Annotated in this window: 13 protein-coding genes; 6 read left to right on the top strand and 7 right to left on the bottom strand. The window is 68.2% G+C overall.

Annotated elements, in window-relative coordinates; genetic code table 11:
* Window positions 1–66: 66 nt before the first annotated feature.
* The 3 genes from fusA (at window position 67) to D7W81_RS10205 (ending at window position 5,251) form a co-directional block, all read left to right on the top strand.
* Entirely contained in the window at window positions 67–2,184 is a 2,118-nt protein-coding gene (gene fusA, locus D7W81_RS10215) for an elongation factor G (protein WP_120555155.1), read from the top strand.
* 103 nt (window positions 2,185–2,287) lie between these two features.
* Window positions 2,288–4,228 carry an ABC-F family ATP-binding cassette domain-containing protein gene (locus D7W81_RS10210; RefSeq protein ID WP_120555154.1) on the top strand — a complete coding sequence of 647 codons (1,941 nt, stop codon included), beginning with the start codon at window positions 2,288–2,290 and terminating at the stop codon, window positions 4,226–4,228.
* A gap of 201 nt (window positions 4,229–4,429) precedes the next feature.
* Window positions 4,430–5,251 carry a flagellar motor protein MotB gene (locus D7W81_RS10205; protein WP_244227116.1) on the top strand — a complete coding sequence of 274 codons (822 nt, stop codon included), beginning with the start codon at window positions 4,430–4,432 and terminating at the stop codon, window positions 5,249–5,251.
* 7 nt (window positions 5,252–5,258) lie between these two features.
* On the opposite strand, the gene D7W81_RS10200 is transcribed toward D7W81_RS10205, so the two are convergent.
* The 3 genes from D7W81_RS10200 to D7W81_RS10190 all read right to left on the bottom strand — a co-directional run bounded on the left by D7W81_RS10200 (window position 5,259) and on the right by D7W81_RS10190 (window position 9,051).
* The gene (locus D7W81_RS10200; RefSeq protein WP_120555152.1) at window positions 5,259–7,154 is read right to left on the bottom strand and encodes an OPT family oligopeptide transporter; all 1,896 of its coding nucleotides are present in this window, start codon (window positions 7,152–7,154) and stop codon (window positions 5,259–5,261) included.
* A 63-nt stretch (window positions 7,155–7,217) separates the two neighbouring features.
* Window positions 7,218–7,700, bottom strand: a complete 483-nt coding sequence (locus D7W81_RS10195; RefSeq protein ID WP_120555151.1) for an FKBP-type peptidyl-prolyl cis-trans isomerase — start codon at window positions 7,698–7,700, stop codon at window positions 7,218–7,220.
* Between the two features lie 73 nt (window positions 7,701–7,773).
* Entirely contained in the window at window positions 7,774–9,051 is a 1,278-nt protein-coding gene (locus D7W81_RS10190) for a dicarboxylate/amino acid:cation symporter (protein ID WP_120555150.1), read from the bottom strand.
* 71 nt (window positions 9,052–9,122) lie between these two features.
* Between D7W81_RS10190 and D7W81_RS10185 the strand changes: the two genes are divergently transcribed.
* Window positions 9,123–9,761, top strand: coding sequence for a 2OG-Fe(II) oxygenase (locus D7W81_RS10185; RefSeq protein ID WP_120555171.1), 639 nt, complete (start codon window positions 9,123–9,125; stop codon window positions 9,759–9,761).
* Here the strand turns inward: D7W81_RS10185 and D7W81_RS10180 are convergent.
* Window positions 9,740–10,513 (bottom strand): DNA-methyltransferase, encoded by a 774-nt coding sequence (locus tag D7W81_RS10180; protein ID WP_120555170.1) that lies wholly within the window; start codon window positions 10,511–10,513, stop codon window positions 9,740–9,742. The genes D7W81_RS10185 and D7W81_RS10180 overlap by 22 nt on opposite strands.
* 265 nt (window positions 10,514–10,778) lie before the next feature.
* Here D7W81_RS10180 and D7W81_RS41905 point away from each other — a divergent pair, with 265 nt between their 5' ends.
* Both D7W81_RS41905 and D7W81_RS10175 read left to right on the top strand, forming a co-directional pair.
* On the top strand, window positions 10,779–11,369 hold the full coding sequence (locus tag D7W81_RS41905) for a hypothetical protein (RefSeq protein WP_147445417.1): 591 nt from the start codon (window positions 10,779–10,781) through the stop codon (window positions 11,367–11,369).
* Window positions 11,370–11,389: 20 nt separating this feature from the next.
* Window positions 11,390–12,280, top strand: coding sequence for a type VI immunity family protein (locus D7W81_RS10175; protein ID WP_158621534.1), 891 nt, complete (start codon window positions 11,390–11,392; stop codon window positions 12,278–12,280).
* Window positions 12,281–12,294: 14 nt separating this feature from the next.
* On the opposite strand, the gene D7W81_RS10170 is transcribed toward D7W81_RS10175, so the two are convergent.
* From D7W81_RS10170 to D7W81_RS10160, 3 genes are all read right to left on the bottom strand, one after another.
* On the bottom strand, window positions 12,295–13,206 hold the full coding sequence (locus D7W81_RS10170) for a DUF2381 family protein (protein ID WP_158621532.1): 912 nt from the start codon (window positions 13,204–13,206) through the stop codon (window positions 12,295–12,297).
* Between the two features lie 120 nt (window positions 13,207–13,326).
* A complete protein-coding gene (locus D7W81_RS10165) occupies window positions 13,327–15,195 on the bottom strand; it encodes a serine/threonine protein kinase (protein WP_120555147.1) in 1,869 nt (622 codons plus the stop codon).
* 415 nt (window positions 15,196–15,610) lie between these two features.
* Window positions 15,611–16,780: a TfuA-like protein gene (locus tag D7W81_RS10160; protein WP_120555146.1), complete on the bottom strand. Its 1,170-nt coding sequence runs from the start codon at window positions 16,778–16,780 to the stop codon at window positions 15,611–15,613.
* Window positions 16,781–17,027 lie beyond the last annotated feature (247 nt).

The raw sequence follows: 17,027 nt of genomic DNA, 5'->3' as shown, positions 1-17,027 counted from the left end.
GGGAAGTAAGGGCCCCGCCTGCTCTGTTCCCTCAGGCAATTTTTTCAATCGAAGAAGGACCGGATCGTGGCCTCCAACGTACCCATCGAGAAGATTCGTAACATCGGTATCTCTGCCCACATCGACTCGGGCAAGACGACGCTCTCCGAGCGCATCCTGTTCTACACGGGCAAGATCCACGAGATCCACGAGGTCCGCGGCAAGGACGGCGTGGGCGCGATCATGGACTCGATGGACCTGGAGCGTGAGAAGGGCATCACCATCCAGTCCGCCGCCACGTACGCGATGTGGGGCGACTTCAACATCAACCTGATCGACACCCCGGGACACGTGGACTTCACCATCGAGGTGGAGCGCGCGCTCCGCGTCCTCGACGGTGCCATCCTGGTGCTCTGCTCCGTGTCGGGCGTGCAGTCGCAGTCCATCACGGTGGACCGCCAGATGAAGCGGTACAAGGTTCCGCGTATCGCGTTCATCAACAAGATGGACCGCTCGGGCGCGAACTACGACCGCGTCGCCGCGCAGCTGAAGGAGAAGCTGGGCCACCACGCGGTGAAGCTCCAGTACCCCATCGGCGCGGAGGACCGCTTCCAGGGCCTCATCGACCTGCTCTCCATGAAGGCGTTCTACTTCGATGGTGAGAACGGCGAGAACGTGCGCGAGGAGGCCATCCCCGCGGACATGCTCGACGAGGCGAAGCTGCGCCGCGACGAGATGATCGAGGGCATCGCCAACGTCGACGACGAGCTGGGCGAGGCGTTCCTCATGGACCCGGGCGCCATCAACGAGGAGCAGCTCCGCGCGGCCGTGCGCCGGGCGACCATCGCGCTGAAGATGACGCCGGTGATGTGCGGCTCCGCGTACAAGAACAAGGGCGTGCAGCTGCTCCTGAACGCGGTGTGCAGCTACCTGCCCAACCCCAAGGAAGCGACCAACGAGGCCCTCGACCAGAAGAACAACGAGGCCAAGGTCATCCTGGAGTCGGACCCGGCCAAGCCGTTCGTCGGTCTGGCGTTCAAGCTGGAAGACGGCCGCTACGGCCAGCTCACCTACATGCGCATCTACCAGGGCAAGGTGAGCAAGGGTGACTTCATCTTCAACCAGGTGAACCAGAAGAAGGTCAAGGTTCCCCGCATCGTCCGCATGCACGCGTCGGAAATGCACGACGTGAACGAGGCCACGGCCGGCGACATCGTCGCGCTGTTCGGCATCGAGTGCGCCTCCGGCGACACGTTCACCGACGGCACCGTGAACTACACGATGACGTCCATGTTCGTGCCGGACGCGGTCATCTCGCTGGCGGTGACGCCGAAGAACCGCGACAAGCTGACCAACTTCTCCAAGGCGCTCAACCGCTTCCACAAGGAAGACCCCACCTTCCGCGTGCACCGTGACGAAGAGTCCGCGCAGACCATCATCAGCGGCATGGGCGAGCTGCACCTGGAGATCTACATCGAGCGCATGAAGCGCGAGTACGACTGCGAAGTGGTCGCCGGCAAGCCCCAGGTGGCGTACCGCGAGACCATCTCCCAGAAGGGCGAGTTCGCCTACACGCACAAGAAGCAGACCGGTGGTTCCGGTCAGTTCGCGCGCGTGTGCGGCTACGTGGAGCCCCTGCCCTCGGACGCCGTGCAGCAGTACGAGTTCGTGGACGACATCGTCGGTGGCTCCATCCCGCGCGAGTTCATCCCCGCGTGCGACAAGGGCTTCGCCGAGGCCGTGAAGAAGGGCAGCCTCATCGGCTTCCCCGTGGTGGGCCTGCGCGTGGTCATCAACGACGGCGCGTTCCACGCGGTGGACTCGTCCGAAATGGCCTTCAAGACGGCCGCCATCATGGGCTTCCGTGAAGGCTACGCCGCCGCCAAGCCGATCATCCTCGAGCCGATCATGAAGGTCGAAGTCACGGCTCCGGAAGACTTCCAGGGTTCCGTCGTCGGCCAGCTGAACCAGCGCCGCGGCACCATCATGGAGACGGGCACGGCGGAAGGCTACGTCACGGCCGTGGCGGAAGTGCCGCTGAACACGATGTTCGGCTACTCCACCGACCTGCGCTCCGCGACCCAGGGCAAGGGCGAGTTCACGATGGAGTTCGCCAAGTACTCGCCGGTGCCCCGCAACGAGGCGGAGGCCCTGATGGCGCAGTACAAGGAGAAGCAGGCCGCGGAGCAGGCTGCCCGCAAGTAGTCCGGGTGCCCACGCCGCACTGGCTGTAGGAAGGGCGCTCCCCGCTTCAAGTGGGGGGCGCCCTTTCGCTTTCTTCCGTCCCCCTTTCGAAAGGTTCCTTCCCGTGACGCTGCTTCGCGCCGCCAACGTCCAGCTCGCCTTCGGCAGCCGCACCGTCTTCGAGGGCCTCACCTTCACCATCGAGGAGGGCGAGCGCGTGGGCCTGGTCGGCGTCAACGGCTCCGGCAAGTCGTCGCTGATGAAGATATTGGCCGGCGCGGCCAGGCCGGACCTGGGCGAGCTGCAGCTGCGCCGGGGCGCTCGTGTCACCTACCTGCCCCAGGAGCCGGAGTTCCCCGAAGGCGCCACGGTGCAGAGCGAGCTCGCCGTGTCGCAGGCGCCGCTGAAGGAAGCGCTGGATGCGCACGCGGAGCTGTCCCGGAAGCTGGAGGCGGACCCCGCCCACGCCACCCAGAAGATGATGGAGCAGCTGTCCGCGCTGAGCGACCGCATCGAACAGGCGGGCGGCTGGGACACGGAGCACCACGCGAAGACGCTGCTGGACCGGCTGGGCGTGAAGGACTGGGACCGGCCGGTGGCGCAGCTGTCCGGCGGCCTGCGCAAGCGCGTGGCCATTGCCCGCGCGCTGCTCACGCGCCCGGACCTGCTGCTCCTGGACGAGCCCACCAACCACCTGGACGCGGACACCGTGGACTGGCTGGAGGACGAACTGGACAAGCTGCCCGGGGCGCTCCTGCTCGTCACGCACGACCGCTACTTCCTGGACGACCTGGTGGACCGCATCGTCGAAATCCAGCCCGGCGGCGGCCTCATCTCCTACCCCGGCAACTACGCGGCCTACGTGGAGCAGAAGCTCGTGGCCCAGGAGAACGCGGAGACGGCGGAGCACAAGCGCGGCCGGTGGATTGCCCAGGAAGTGGCGTGGCTGCGCAAGGGCCCGGAAGCGCGGCGCACCAAGAGCAAGGCGCGCATCGAACGGGCGCAGAAGCTGCTGGCGGAGAAGGGCTTCCAGCGCCCCAAGGTGGCGGACCTGAAAGTGGTGGCGGCGCCCCGGCTGGGCCACACCGTCATCGAGGCGGAAGGCCTGAAGAAGTCCTTCGGTGACCGCAAGGTGCTGGACGGGGTGGACTTCCGCCTCCAGCGCGGCGAGCGCGTGGGCTTCCTGGGGCCCAACGGCGTGGGCAAGACGACCTTCCTGCGCGTGATGCTGGGGGAGATTCCGGCGGACGGCGGGAAGCTCGTCATCGGGAAGAACACCAAGGTCGCCTACTACGATCAGCAGCGCGCCCAGCTGGACCCGGACCAGACGGTGTACGACGCGGCCTCCAACGGCGAGGACCACGTGGAGCTGGCGGACCGGAAGGTGGCCCTGCGCGACTACCTGGAGGACCTGCTCTTCCCGGTGCCCATGCAGCGCATGAAGGTGGGCGCGCTGTCCGGCGGCGAGCGCAACCGGCTGCTCCTGGCGCGGCTGTTCCTGGAAGGCGCCAACGTGCTGGTGCTGGACGAGCCCACCAACGACCTGGACATCGTCACGCTCAACATCCTGGAGCGGCTGCTCCTGGACTTCGCCGGCAGCACGCTGCTGGTGACGCACGACCGGTACTTCCTCGACAAGGTGGCCACCGCCATCCTCTCCTTCGACGGCGAGGGCAAGGTCACCCGCTACGAGGGCAACTACGACATGTACAAGCGGCTGCGCGAGCAGTCGAAGGCCGCCGCGCTCAAGGCCGCCGCCTCCGCGAAGAGGGACGAGCCGAAGAAGGACGAGCCCCGCGAGGAGCCCGCCGCGAAGCCCGCGCAGAAGAAGGCCGCGAAGCTCTCCTACAAGGACCAGCGCGAGCTGGACGGCATGGAGGCCACCATCGAGGCCGCGGAGAAGCGCAAGGCGGAGCTGGAGGCGAAGCTGGCCGACCCCGCCGTCTACAGCCAGGGCTCCAAGGTCGCGGAGGTCAACCAGGCCCTGGAGGCCACCACCGCCGAGGTGGACCGGCTCTATAAGCGATGGCAGGAATTGCAGGACCTGGCGGCCGGCACGGCCTGACGCGGCGGTATTTGCGTGGGGCAATCATCGTTTCGCGGCCCCGGTGCATGATTTTCGGAACGGGGGACTCTGGCTAGAGTCCGCGTCCCTCCGCCTGGGAGTCGTCACGTGTTCCGTCCGGCCTCGGTCCTCGCCGCCGCCCTGCTGTCCCTTCCCCTCTCCGCCCACGCCCTGGAAAGCGGCCCCAAGAGCCCGTTGCCCATGTTTGACCTGCAACGGTTGCGCCTGGACCCGGCGGCCCTCGGCTCGCTGGTGGTCGGGACGGGCCGGACGCTGGGGGCGGGGCAACTGCGGGTGGCATTGAACTACCACTACGAGCAGCTGCCCCTGCATTTCCAGACACGGTGGGAGCCCGGCGAGGGCACGGGCCTGGTCGAGAACAAGATGAGCGCCCATCTCACGGTGGGCTTGGGCGTGCTGTCGTGGCTGGAGGTGGGGGCGGAGCTGCCCTTCGTCATCAGCCAGGGAGGGAAGCCCACGCTGGAGTACTTCGGGCCGAAGTCCGGAGGCATCGCCACGCCATGGCTGACGGCCCGGGCGGCGCTGCTCCGCCAGACGAAGGGCGCTCCCATCAACGTGTCGGTGGGGCTGACCGCGGGGCTGCCGGTGGGCAGCCGCGAGGCCCTGGCGCACGAGGACTACGCCTGGCAGCCGCGTCTGCAATTGGGCTACGTGGGCGAGGGCTTCCAGGTGGGCGGCGAGGCCGGCGTGTTCCTGCGCAAGCGCCAGGACCTGGGCCCCGTGTCCTATGACCCGCGCGACGTCGCGGGCAATGAGCTGCGATTGGGTGCCACGGTGACGTCGCTCCAAGGAGAGCTGACGCGCGGCGAGGTGAGTGTCATCTCGGGCATCCCGCTGAACGGAGGCCGCGTGGGGGCGGAGCTGCTCATCGCCATCCGCCGCCACGCCCTGTCCAGCCTGGACCTGTATGTGATGGGCGGGCCGGGCGTGGGCGCGGGGTTCGACACGCCCACCTTCCGCTTCGTCGCGGGCCTGTCCTGGGCCACCAGCAAGGTGGACTGAAGCGCCGCTACTTCGGCATGAAGCCGAAGGCCTTCACCATCGCGATGGCGATGCCCAGGAGGCTTTCGCCCGCGATGAAGCCGGAGGAGACGGGCAGCACCGCGTCCTCCGCGAGCTTCGGCTTCACGCGCCGGAGGAGCGCCGCCAGCCCCGCGCCCACGAAGAGGCTGATGGAGCTGGAGCCGGGGATGACGATGGCCAGCCCCAGGCCGGACGCGCTGGGGATGAAGGCCTTCACCTTCGGCGGAGCCCAGCGCTCCAGGAGCACCAGCGTGATGCCCAGCAGCGCGCCGCACAGGGCGCCCACGCGCGCGGTGGGGTGCAGCGCGGACACGCCCGAGGCGAGCATCTTCGACACGCCGGCCCACACCATGGAGGCGGGCGCGGGGAACTGCTCCGTGCCCAGCACGTCCGCGGTGGGCACCAGCAGCTTGAAGATGGGCACCACCACCATGGCGCCCGCGGCCACGCCGAACAACTGCGCGAAGAACTGCTGACGCGGCGACGCGCCCAGCAGCCACCCGGACTTGAGGTCCGTGAGCAGGTCCGCCGAGTGCAACCCCACGCCGCCCGTGGCGTTGGCGCTCATCACGTTGGCGGGGATGTTGCCCGGTGCCAGGCCGCCGAAGATGAGCTGGGTGACGGGGCCCAGCGCCTTGGTGGGCGTGGTGTCCGTCTCCCCCGTCACGCGCGACGCGATGACGCCCATCACCACCGCCAGGGGCAGCGCGAGCACGCCGGCCCACCAGGGAATCTGGAACAGGTAGGCCATGAGGAAGACGGCCACCGGGCCCAGGAGCGCGAAGCCCAGGGGGAACCACGCAGGCGGGCACTCGATGTCCGCCAGCGGATCCTCCCGGGCGCCCTCCTTGGGCTTGATTCCCACCAGCCCGCCCAGCGCGGAGAAGGACCGCACCACGCTCTTCCACTGGAACGCGAAGGACAAGAGGCCGGACGACACCAGCACCGCGGAGCCCGTCCACAGCGACCAGCTGTTGATGGCCTTGTACGTCACCTCCGGGATGACGCCCTGGGAGACCATGGCCGGCGCGAGGAAGCCGTAGTTGAGGATGGCGCCCAGGAGCATGGACCAGCCGGTGCGGAAGTTCACCAGCGCGCCCGCGCCAATGAGCAGCAGGCTGAAGTCGAAGGACAGGGACCACTTGCCCGCCTCGCGTCCCAGGATGGTGAACGGCAGGCTCGCCTTCTCCGGCAGGTTCTTCAGCCAGGTGAAGCGCGCGTCGCGCACCAGCACCAGCAGCGCGCCCACCAGGCCCGCAAGGCCCAGCAGACGCGACTTGCGGCGGGCCACCTCGCCATGGCCGTGCAGCGCGCGGATGGTCTCCGCGGTGGCGGTGCCCGTGGGGAACGGGAGCGCTTCAATGTTGATGAGCTGGCGCTTGATGGGGATGGCGGCGAAGACGCCCAGCGCGGAGATGACGGCGAACCACACCATCAGCCAGCCCGAGGACGGCAGCGTGCCGGTGAGCATCAGCAGCGCGGGCACCGCGGCCATGTTGCCGCCGCCCGTCATGTAGCCCGCGGCGGACGCCACGGAGCCCATGGCGTTGTTCTCCAGGTCGGTGAACTCGCGGCGCAGCACCTTCAGCGAGCGCAGCGTGCCGAACACCGCGAAGGCCAGGATGCACGCGGTGATGGTGACGCCCAGGCTCCAGCCCGTCTTGAGGATGACGTAGAGGTTGGACAGGCACATCACCGCGCCAATGAGCATCCCGGCGATGATGGCGCGCACGGTGAGCTGCCGCGCGCCGCCCTGGTAGACGTGCTCCCGCCAGTACAGCTCTGGATCCATGGCCGCGGAGGCGCCGGGCTGGTCAGGGACGGCGCCGGGGTCGGGCGGGGGGACGCGGAGCTGGCTGGGGTTCGGGACGGGAGGAGCCATGGGGGGCGCAAGATAGTGCACGCCCCCCGAAGGAACGAAACGCTCCGTGCCGTTCCGGCGGCCTTACTCGTGCGCGCCGCCCGGCCCGTGCACGTGGCCGTGCGTGAGTTCTTCCTGCGTCGCGTCACGCACTTCGCGCACGGTGACATCGAAGTGGAGCGTCTTGCCGGCGAGCGGGTGGTTCAAGTCCACCACGACGGAGTCCGGGTTCACCGTCTCGATGCGCAGGGGAACGTTGCCGTCCTCCGTCTGCGCCATCAGCGTCTGGCCCACCTGGGGCGTGAAGCCCGGCGGCAGCATGGAGCGGGGGACGGTGCGCACGCCCTCCGGGTTGTGGGTGCCGTAGCCCTGCTCCGGGGCCACCACCACCTGCTTGCTCTCCCCCACCCCCAGGCCGTCCAGCGCGCCCTCCAGGCCGGGGACGATCTGCTTGTGCCCGTGCAGATAGGCGAGCGGCTGGCCCGGGGCGCTCTGGTCGATGACCTGCCCGTCCCCCAGGTGGAGGCGGTACTCGAGCGCGACGACGCGACCGTTGGCGATTTTCATGCGGCGGAAGCTCCTTGGCTTCGGGAACGGCGGATGGGACTTCGGTCAAAGGTGGAACCGGGGTGACGCCATGTCAGGCCGTAGGGGACTCCGCAGCCTCCTCGCCGACCGGGCGGTCGGGGGGCTCGCCGCGCGACACGTACACGGCGGCGGCCAGGTCTCCGGTGACGTTGAGCACGGTGCGGCACATGTCCAGGAAGCGGTCCACGCCGAGGATGAGCCCCAACCCCTCCACGGGGATGTGGAACATGCCGAGGATCATCGCGATGACGGGGATGGAGCCCGCCGGCACGCCCGCGGTGCCAATGCCCGCCAGCACGCAGATGAACATGATGGTCGCCTGCTGCCCCAGGCCCAGCTGCACGCCGTAGACCTGCGCGAGGAAGAGGACGGTGACGCCTTCAAAGAGCGCGGTGCCGTTCTGGTTCATCGCGGAGCCGGCGGTGAGCACGAAGCGCGACACGTTGCGCGGCAGCTGGAGGTTCTCCTCCGCCACCTTGAGCGCGGTGGGCAGCGTGGCGCTGGAGGACGACGTGGAGAAGGCGGTGACGATGGCGAGCCGGCAGGAGCGGAAGAACTCCACCGGGTTGCGCCCGCCCAGAAAGCGCACGGACAGCGAGTACATGACGAACATGTGGATGCTCAACGCCAGCAGCACCACGCCCACGTACGACGCCAGCTGTCCCAGGATGTGGAAGCCCAGCCGCGCCGTCATGGAGAACAGGAGCGCGCCCACGCCGATGGGCGCCAGCTTCAGCACCCCGTCGATGAGCTTCATCATCACGTCGTAGAGCCCCTGGACGACGTCCTTGAGCCGCTGCGCGGGCTCGCCCGGGGTGAGCGCCAGGCCCAGACCGAAGATGAGCGAGAAGACGATGAGGCCAATCATGTCCCCGTCCGCCGCGGCCTTCATCGGGTTGGTGGGCACCATGGACATGAAGAGCGCGCCCGCGGAGGTGTCTCCGGGGGGCGGCGCGGGTTTGATGGTCGTGCCCGTGCGGGCCATGGCGCGGGCCTCGTCGCTCAGGCCGTCACCGGGCCTCAGCGTGTTGACGAGCAGCAGGCCGATGAGCACGGAGATGACGGAGAAGACGACGGTGTAGCCCAGCGTGCGGGCGCCCAGCCGTCCCACCTGCTTGAGGTCCAGCTCCGCCACGCCGACGACGAGCGCGGAGAACAGCAGCGGCACGACGAGCATCAGGAGCAGGCGGATGAAGATCTGCCCCAGGGGATTGGTGACGTGCTCGACGGTCCACGTGAGCCAGTCCGCGCTCCCGAACACGGCGTTGCAGACGAGCCCGGCCGCCGCGCCGATGGAAATACCGAGGAGCATCTTCTGATGGGGCTTCATGAGGGGGCGAAGCCTACCGGTGAAAGGGGGTGGCGCCCACCTCGTGTTCGGGGGAAAGCTCCGGATCCATCGTGGAATCCATTGTCCAGCTCACCGAGCCCGCCCTGCCCCCGCCCCTCTTCACCCGGCTGTCGCGCCGCGTGGGGGACCTGAAGGGAGAGCGCCTGCGTCACACGTACCAGACGACGTTCTGGTACGCCTTCGGGCCTCCGGAGAACGTGGTGGAGGAGGTCATCCACACGCTGCGGCCCCGGGTGACGAAGGGGTGGCGCATCGCCGGCGTGGAGTGGTGGCTGTCGCGGATGCGGGCCACGGACGTGCGGGTGGACTTCCACCAGGACCGGGATGAGCGGCTGGCATTGGCGACGGGGAAGCTGGTGCACCCGGTGCGCTCGTCGGTGTTGTTCCTCAACCGGGTGCGGGGCGGCGCGCTGGCGGTGACGCGGGAGTTGCCGTCCGAGGCCAACCCGTCGCTCGCGCCGGACCGGCTGGAGGATTTGACGCTGGTGGCGCCGCGCCCCAACCGGCTGGTGGTGTTCGACGGGACGCTGACGCACGGGGTGCTGGACGCGGACAACCAGGTGCCGGACGGGAAGCTGCCGGGGCCTTCGCGCGAGCGGCGCACGCTGGTGATGAACTGGTGGGGCCACCGTCCCACGGACGTGCCCACGTGGAGCGAGACGCGCTTCTACCGGGCGCTGGCCATCTGACGGGCGGTGTCGCGCAGGCGGTGGGTGACGCGCTCGGCCCACTCGGGTTCGACCTCCATGCAGGCGGGGCGGCGGCCCAGGCGCAGGGCGGCGGAGGGCATGGAGCCGCTGCCGGCGAACGGATCCAGCACGGTGTCGCCGGGGCGGCTCCAGGTGCGGACCAGGGGCTCCAGCACGGAGAAGGGCTTGTGGTGCGGGTGGCCGCCCCACTGCACGGCCTCCGCGTCATCGTCGTAGCCGCCGACGACGGCCCACACGGTGGGGGCGTCCGCGGGGGACAGCGGCGGCGCGGGCGTGCGGGCGATGACGAGGGCCACTTCGTAGACGCGGAGGAGCTGCTCGTTGGCGTTCTTGTCGGTGGTGCGCTTGCCCCAGACGTATTCACCGCGCAGGTGGGTGTAGCCCAGGTCGCGCGCGGCGGTGAGGATGGGCTCCTTGCCCAGCAGGTTGGTCCAGATGATGAGGGGCGCGTCGGGGGTGAGGTGCGCCGTGGCGCGTGACAGCCAGGCCTCGGAGAAGACGCGGTAGTCGCGCACGGACTCGAAGCGGACGATGGGGTTGCGGTCGATCTTCTTGTTCGCGCGGGGGTCGCGCAGGTCCCCGCCCTTGCGGCGCCGGGTGAGCAGGCAATAAGGCGGGTCCGTGTGGAGCAGGGAGGCGCGGGTGTCGCCGAGGGCGGCACGGTAGCCCTCGGGCTCGCGCGCATCGGCCCGGACGCAGCGCAGGGATTCGGGCGTGGGGTCGGAGGTCATCGTGTGGAGCGGCACCCTACCCGGCATGAGGGACGGGGCTGAGGGGATTCTGGCACGCTCGGTGGCCATGCGGATGCCTCACACGACGGCCCTGCTGGGCTGGCTGCTGCTCTCCGGGTGTCAGTCCGCGGGCGGTGGGCAGTCACGGCGGGAGTATCAACAGACGTTGGATTCAGGTTCGAACGCATGCCGGAACAACCCCGCATACTGCGCGGACATGGCCGTATCTTCGGGGGTTCGCGCCACGGCCCAGGCCGGTGCCTCCGTGGCGGGAGCACTGCGGGCCATGGATGCGGCGGGACGAGGCCGTTTGCATGAGATTCTGAAGGAGTGCGCGAACCAGGCGGACTGGGACGTGAACCTGCGGCGCCTCGACGGAAAGACGCCGACGGCGAAGCAGTGCGAGGAACAGGTCGGAACGGACGCGAATGGGAATCCCATCACCCGGGCGATGCAACTGGGCCAGGAGAAGCACACGGCAGCCCTTCGCTGCGTCCAGGCACGTCTATCCGTTGAGCGGCCCGGTGGATTCAGCCTGGAACAGCGTTACCGGTACGACCGGGATACTGGCCCCCTGGAACTGGTCACCTCTGTAGAAGAACAAGCCATGATCCGCTCAGGTCGAACAGGGCGTCTCCGTGGGACGCTGGTCCCCGATGTGGTCATCCACTCTGGAAACGCACTTCGCGTCGAAGCGAGCTACGACTTCAAGTTCCCCTGCCCTGTTGGCAAGGAAGGCGTATGGCGAAAGTACCCCGAAGGGCATCCCTGGGCGAACCGTCGCCAGGGGGAAGTGTATGAAGAGGCCTTGAAGGCCTCTGCGTATCGCGTCTCACCGATCCTGGGAGTCTATTGATGTCCATGAGCCTCCCCCCCGTGGAAGTCGTTGCCGGACATGGCTCCGTCATCATGAAGGCAGGGTTCAGCATCTGCTTCTACATGCGGCGTTCTCACCGGGAACTGGCACCATTGATTTCACAGGCATTGAGGACCTACCTCCATGCTGTCGGCCGCCAGGCACTGACGTGGTACCCCGACCTGGAAGGTGAATGGCGGGAACTGGATGACTCCGCACTCGAATCAGCACACAGGGATTTGCTGACGCATCAAGCGCCCCTCATCCAGTTGCGGGACAGCTACGGGAGCCTCGTCGATTATCAATTCCTCTACCGGGGCGTTGATCTGGATTCACCGGAGAGTCTGCGCGCACCGGGCCTGCACACCTGCGCGGTTTCCTTCTGGCTGCCGGCACATCTTCTCCAGTCCCAGGGCAGTGGTCCGCTTCGAGAGCTTGCTCTTTCACTGGCGAAGCTCCTGCCCTTCAACTCCGGCCATGCAGGGCCGTCCTTCCATGCCTGGCTGGGGATGGAGGACCTCATGCAGCACATGTTTCAGCTTGGCCTCCGCCATCCCGGTATGGACGTGCCGGATGAACACAACAACGCATACTCAGTGGGAGAGAAGATCCAGGGCATCCACTGGATGAACTTCCTGGGTCCACCGGTGCTCGAGGCCCTTGGAGGTCTCTCCGCGCTGGCGGCCCGTCTTCAGACACCCGGGACGACCGTGCAAGCCCTGGGGGAAGACCGTGCCGTGGTCACCTTGGGATCCGAGCCTGATGCTGGCGACACGGATGAAGGCCGCGTGCTCCCTGCTCACCGGGAACTTGCTCGAATCCTGGAGCCCTGGTTCGCGGCGCGCGAGGTTTCACGCCGTTACCGTGACAACGACGCTCTGCGCAGATGGGAGCGCCGGTTCCTGGACTGAGGAAGACATCCGGTTCAGGGGAACTGGATGCCACTCCACTGCGCCGTCCGCGCGCCATCCACATCCGAAATCTTCAGTTGATAGCCTTCCAAGTCCCCGTTGCTCACGTCGAATTCCACGACCAATGTCGCGCCGGATTCCGCCGTGATGGGCCCAGATTGGGCGGGAGGCAGGGACACCCACTCCTTTCCCTTCCGATCGACCAGCACTGCATGCCCGACGGTCCATGGCTTCTTGTCGACTGTCGTCACCCACAACTGCACTGCCCGACGACTGCCCGACGAATACGACGCGCTTTTCTTGATGAGCAAGGAGCAGGGCTGCCTGCAGTTCCAATGTTGCTGCGGACTCGCGGCCAACACGCCGGGATATTCCGTCGTGGCCATCAAGAGCCCCCGAAAACCCGTCTGTTCCCCCCTCCCCTCGCCCGCTAGGGAAGCGCGCTCCTGTCGCAGGCGCTCCAGCTCCGCGCGCAGTTGCTGTACCTCTTCGCGAAGTGATGCCGCGGAACGCGCCCGCCGATAGATTTCCACCTGCCGGTCCACGGCACTGGAATCCACCACCAAGCGCAATGACAGCCTTGAGGGAAGTGTCGAGCCCACATCCTTGAAGGGAACAGAAAGCGTCAGGGTCTCCCCTTGTTGCAAGTCATTGGATGGAACAAGCACGAGAATCGAACTGCCCGTGCTTACTCGCGCGAAGTGTGCACGCGGCTCCAGGCTCACCTGATCCTGTTGGATATCGGTATCGAAGAGCAGCGTCGTGCTGACCCCAGGCCCGATATGGATGGGACGCGTCCCCCTCACTTCTGCTCCCACTTCCATCCGGAGCGTTCCCTCGTGCGCTTCCTTCCCGATGGGCGGAGCCGCCAGGACATGGGACGACAAGAGAAGAAGCGGAAGCGCGACGAACAAGCAGGAGGGCACGGTGGGAAGGGCTCCTCGGACCGGGGCAGAGCGGGGCCTCCCTTCTACCACGGAGCGCCATGCGCGCCCCCCGTTCGACGATGACCCATCTCCGTGAGTAGGCGTCAGTGCGAGCAGGTCCTAGTAGGGCAATGGCTCTGGCGCCTGGTAGACGTTGAGACGTTTGACCGCCATCACGCCGTGCAACTGAACCGGGATGTGCCGGACGGTGGCGGTGTCCCCCTCATAGCCCTGCTGGCCTTGCGCATGACCGAAGCGCCGGAGGTTGTCATCGTAGTACTCGATGCAGACGGGGACGACCTGCCCTGTGGGTAGGGTCGCCTCCGTGAAGAGCAGCCGTGTGTTTTGCGGATTGAACACCACCCGGCCCCGAACCCTCGAACCCTTCCTCAAATACCCCCCTCTCCCCGTTGAGGTGCGGATAAAGCCCTCGATAGGTCCTTCACGGACCTCCATCGAAAATTCGTGGTTGTCTTGCAGGTAGAAGTATTCGATCGGAAGGTGGCTGAGCTTCAACGCTGCCATCGCTTCCGCGGCTCCCGCCGGGCACGGTTCGCTTTCGTCCCTGCGGCTGTTGGCATTGCCACCCGCGCAGGACACGCCCATGCAGGCCGCTACAGCCGCTCCGGCGATCTTCCGCATGACGCCGCCGTCCACACGCAGGGGGTTCACGGGCGCGCTCGCGACCTCGGGCGGAGTCGGCTCCACGGCGGTGGAAGCTCCGGCATCCGGGGAAGAGGCCACCGCGAGCACGGCGGCATCGGGGAGACTCGGGGTTGGGGTCACGAACGAACTTCCTTTCTCAGACACAGGCGCTACGGCAGGTGGAGGGCGGTCCGAAGTCAGCCGCACCAGCCCAAAGATCAAGAACGCCAGCAGGAGTGCCCCCAGGCCGAGCACCGCCCCAGAATGACGGCGCCGCTTCGGCGCCACGGCGGTGGACGGCCCCGATGGCTCCGGAACCGAAGCGCGGGGTGCTGGCTCCGGAGCGTTCCCGGAGAACTGCGACAGCGGCACCACGCCCCGATCCAGGCCGGACGCATCCGGATCCACCGGGACGTCCAGCGAGACCTTCCAGTCCGCGTGGCGCTTGTCCTTGGCCGCATCCCAGAGCGCCTGCAGCAGCGTCTCCGTCCCCGAGTAGCGATCCTCGGGACGCTTGGAGAGCAGCCGCATCGCGATGTCAGACAGGCTGGAGGGGACCTTGGGATTGATGACCTTCGGGGCGCGCGGCACCACCGTCTCGATGGCTGGCAGCAACCGGTCGTAGGGCAGGCGCGGGTCGAAGGCGTAGCCGTCGGTCAGGGACTCGAAGAGCAGCGCTCCCAGCGCATACAGGTCTCCCGGAATGCCTGCGTCGAAGTTCGCCCCTGACTTCCAGGTGCCCTCGCGCAGGAACGCCACGCACTCGGGCGGGAGCAGGTGCGGTGACGCGGGCGCCACGCCCACCGTCAGCGTGGAGGCCCCCGGGATTCGCGCCGTGCCCAGATCGATGAGGATGGGCCGCTCATCGGCGCGGCGGATGAGCAGGTTGTCAGCCTTGAGGTCGCGGTGGTGCACGCCCCGGCGGTGGAGATCCGCCACCACTCGCACGACCTCCGTGTAGACGGTCAGCAGGTGCGCCGCGGAGGGTTTCACCCGCCAGCGCCACTCGTGGAACGTCTCCCCATCCACGAAGTCAGTGACGTGGAAGAGGTAGCCGTCCGGCGGCCCAGGCCAGCGATCCACCGCGTGCACTCGCGGCAGGTTGGGATGCGGCGCGCAGGCGAGCAGTGCCGCCACTTCTCGCGCGAGCCGTCCGTCCACGTCCTCTTCATCGCTGGCGTGCTGGTTCGCCGGGCGCAGCGCGAGCTTCAGCGCGTAGACGTTCCCCCCCCGCTCCACCTTGAACACCCGGCCGAAGCCTCCCGCACCCAGGGAGCTGACGATTCGCCAGGGGCCGACGCTGTGGCCGACTTCAAGCTGGTCCGGGTGGAGCGGCGTGGTCATGGCCCTGGCTCAAGCCGTGACACAACCTGCGAGGTCGGGACCCATTTGCAGGGATTCAAGACCAACGAGGATGCCTTCCCTGCCATACCCCACCGCGGAGGTCGGATTCCCCGCAATCCGCGAGCGTGCCCGGCCGATGACGGCGCGGACCCACTTGGCGGAACCACCCAGGGAGCGGTGTTCAATGCGGACAACCTCCGGGGTTGACCCTATCTGGCCCTGCGGGGCTGTCACGTTTTTTCGTGACGCACTGGGATGGCTGAACCTGAACAGGCGTCCAACCCGCCAGGCAGGCTGAGGGTCGCCAGGGGCGGTGAAACAGGTATCAACATGTCCGGCCGTGACAGGGGGAGGCCTGTCTGGGATTTCGCGCGGGGGCGCGGCTCGTCAGCGGTCCTGTGAAAACAACGGACGGCTATTCGCCTTCGCCCGAAACATCGTCCGCTTCCGCCAACGCGCGGGCGGCCTGCTCCCACTGGCCTCCCAGCCGGGCTTCGGCGGCCAGGGCCTCGTCCCAGGAGGGGCCATCCGGCAGGAGCCGCGAAGCGTGCATCAAGGCCAGACGCTCCAGCGCCCGGGCCTCACACAACCGGCGCAGCTCCAGTCCGTCGAGTCCGTTCGAGGCGAGGAAGGCCTCACGGCGCGAGGCCCGGACCTTCCGCTCCTGCCACCACGCGGCCTCCTCCGCGGCGATCTCCTCCTCCGTCGCGGCGAGGCCCAGCGAACGCGCCCATCCCGCGAGCAATGCCCGCCGCAGGCCCGCCTCCGCCCAGGCCGCCGCATCGGGCGCGCCCCGCAGCACCTCCATCACCCGCCCGGAGCCCACGGTGCGCGAGCCCACCCGCGTCACGTCCTCCAGCAGGCGCCGGCGCCGCACGAGCGACGAGGGATTGCGCCGCACTCCTGGCTGCATCGGAGCCGCCCGGTTCACGAACTCCGCGCCCGTGCGCACGCACTCGATGGCGTCCAGCCGCTTGAGGTCTTCCACCCCGCCCGCGAACCACGTGTCCCAGGCGTCGCGCACGGGCCGGGTCCATGCGGGCTCCACGGCCTCGCGGATCCGGGTCCACGTGCGCTCCTGGTAGAAGACGCCCGCCGCCGCTTCCACCAGGGCCTGTGCACCGGAGCGCTTCAGCACGCGCGCATTGAGGGCCCGCTCCGCCGCGTGCCGCACGTTCACCAGGGGCACGGTCAGGGGACGCCAACCGTGTTCCGCGTCCGCGTGCAGCAGCGCCACCTCCGAGTCATCCACCGCCACGCCGTCGCGATACCAGCCGAAGATGCGGCCCACTCCGACCATGCCGTGCGCGGACAGCTCCGCGGCGCGCAGCGCGCCCATGCTGCCTCCGCCGAACACGGCCACGCCCGCTTCCATCGCCGCGAGCAGCTCGTGGTGCCACACGGACGGCTGTGCCTCGAAGACGCCGTCCACCAGCACCAGCGCCCGGGGCTTGAGCGACAGCGCCCGCCACACATCTCCCTGCCGCGCGGGAGGCAACACCGTGCACGGCGCGATCCGCCGCGCCTCCGCCGCGGGCAACGAGGGCCCCAGGAACACCACCAGGTCGTCCGGCCGCCGCTTCATGCGAGCCCCCTCACGCGCAGGCTCACCGCCGCCCGCCCGGCCGCGCTCAGCCTCCGGGATGCCCTGAGCCATGAGCCCTGCACCGTTGACCGTCGGCCGGCGCTTCATGCGAGCCCCCTCACGCGCAGGATCACCGCCACCCGCCCGGCGGCCTCCAGCCTCCGGGATGCCCTGAGCCGTGGGCCCTGCACCGTTGACCGTCGGTCGGCGCTTCACACGAGCGCCTTCACGCGCATGCGCCCCGCCC

Source organism: Corallococcus aberystwythensis (assembly GCF_003612165.1).
In the GTDB taxonomy this organism is placed as follows: Bacteria; Myxococcota; Myxococcia; order Myxococcales; family Myxococcaceae; genus Corallococcus; species Corallococcus aberystwythensis.
The sequence above is the reverse complement of the archived record's forward strand: the minus strand, read 5'-3'. Positions and strand labels throughout refer to the sequence as shown.

Coding starts and splice junctions, on each gene's coding strand:
- D7W81_RS10190 (WP_120555150.1), bottom strand. CDS start 9,051: ATGAAGCCCCATCAGAAGATGCTCCTCGGTATTTCCATCGGCGCGGCG.
- D7W81_RS10200 (WP_120555152.1), bottom strand. CDS start 7,154: ATGGCTCCTCCCGTCCCGAACCCCAGCCAGCTCCGCGTCCCCCCGCCC.
- D7W81_RS10160 (WP_120555146.1), bottom strand. CDS start 16,780: ATGAAGCGGCGGCCGGACGACCTGGTGGTGTTCCTGGGGCCCTCGTTG.
- D7W81_RS10165 (WP_120555147.1), bottom strand. CDS start 15,195: ATGACCACGCCGCTCCACCCGGACCAGCTTGAAGTCGGCCACAGCGTC.
- D7W81_RS10195 (WP_120555151.1), bottom strand. CDS start 7,700: ATGAAAATCGCCAACGGTCGCGTCGTCGCGCTCGAGTACCGCCTCCAC.
- D7W81_RS10180 (WP_120555170.1), bottom strand. CDS start 10,513: ATGACCTCCGACCCCACGCCCGAATCCCTGCGCTGCGTCCGGGCCGAT.
- D7W81_RS10205 (WP_244227116.1), top strand. CDS start 4,430: ATGTTTGACCTGCAACGGTTGCGCCTGGACCCGGCGGCCCTCGGCTCG.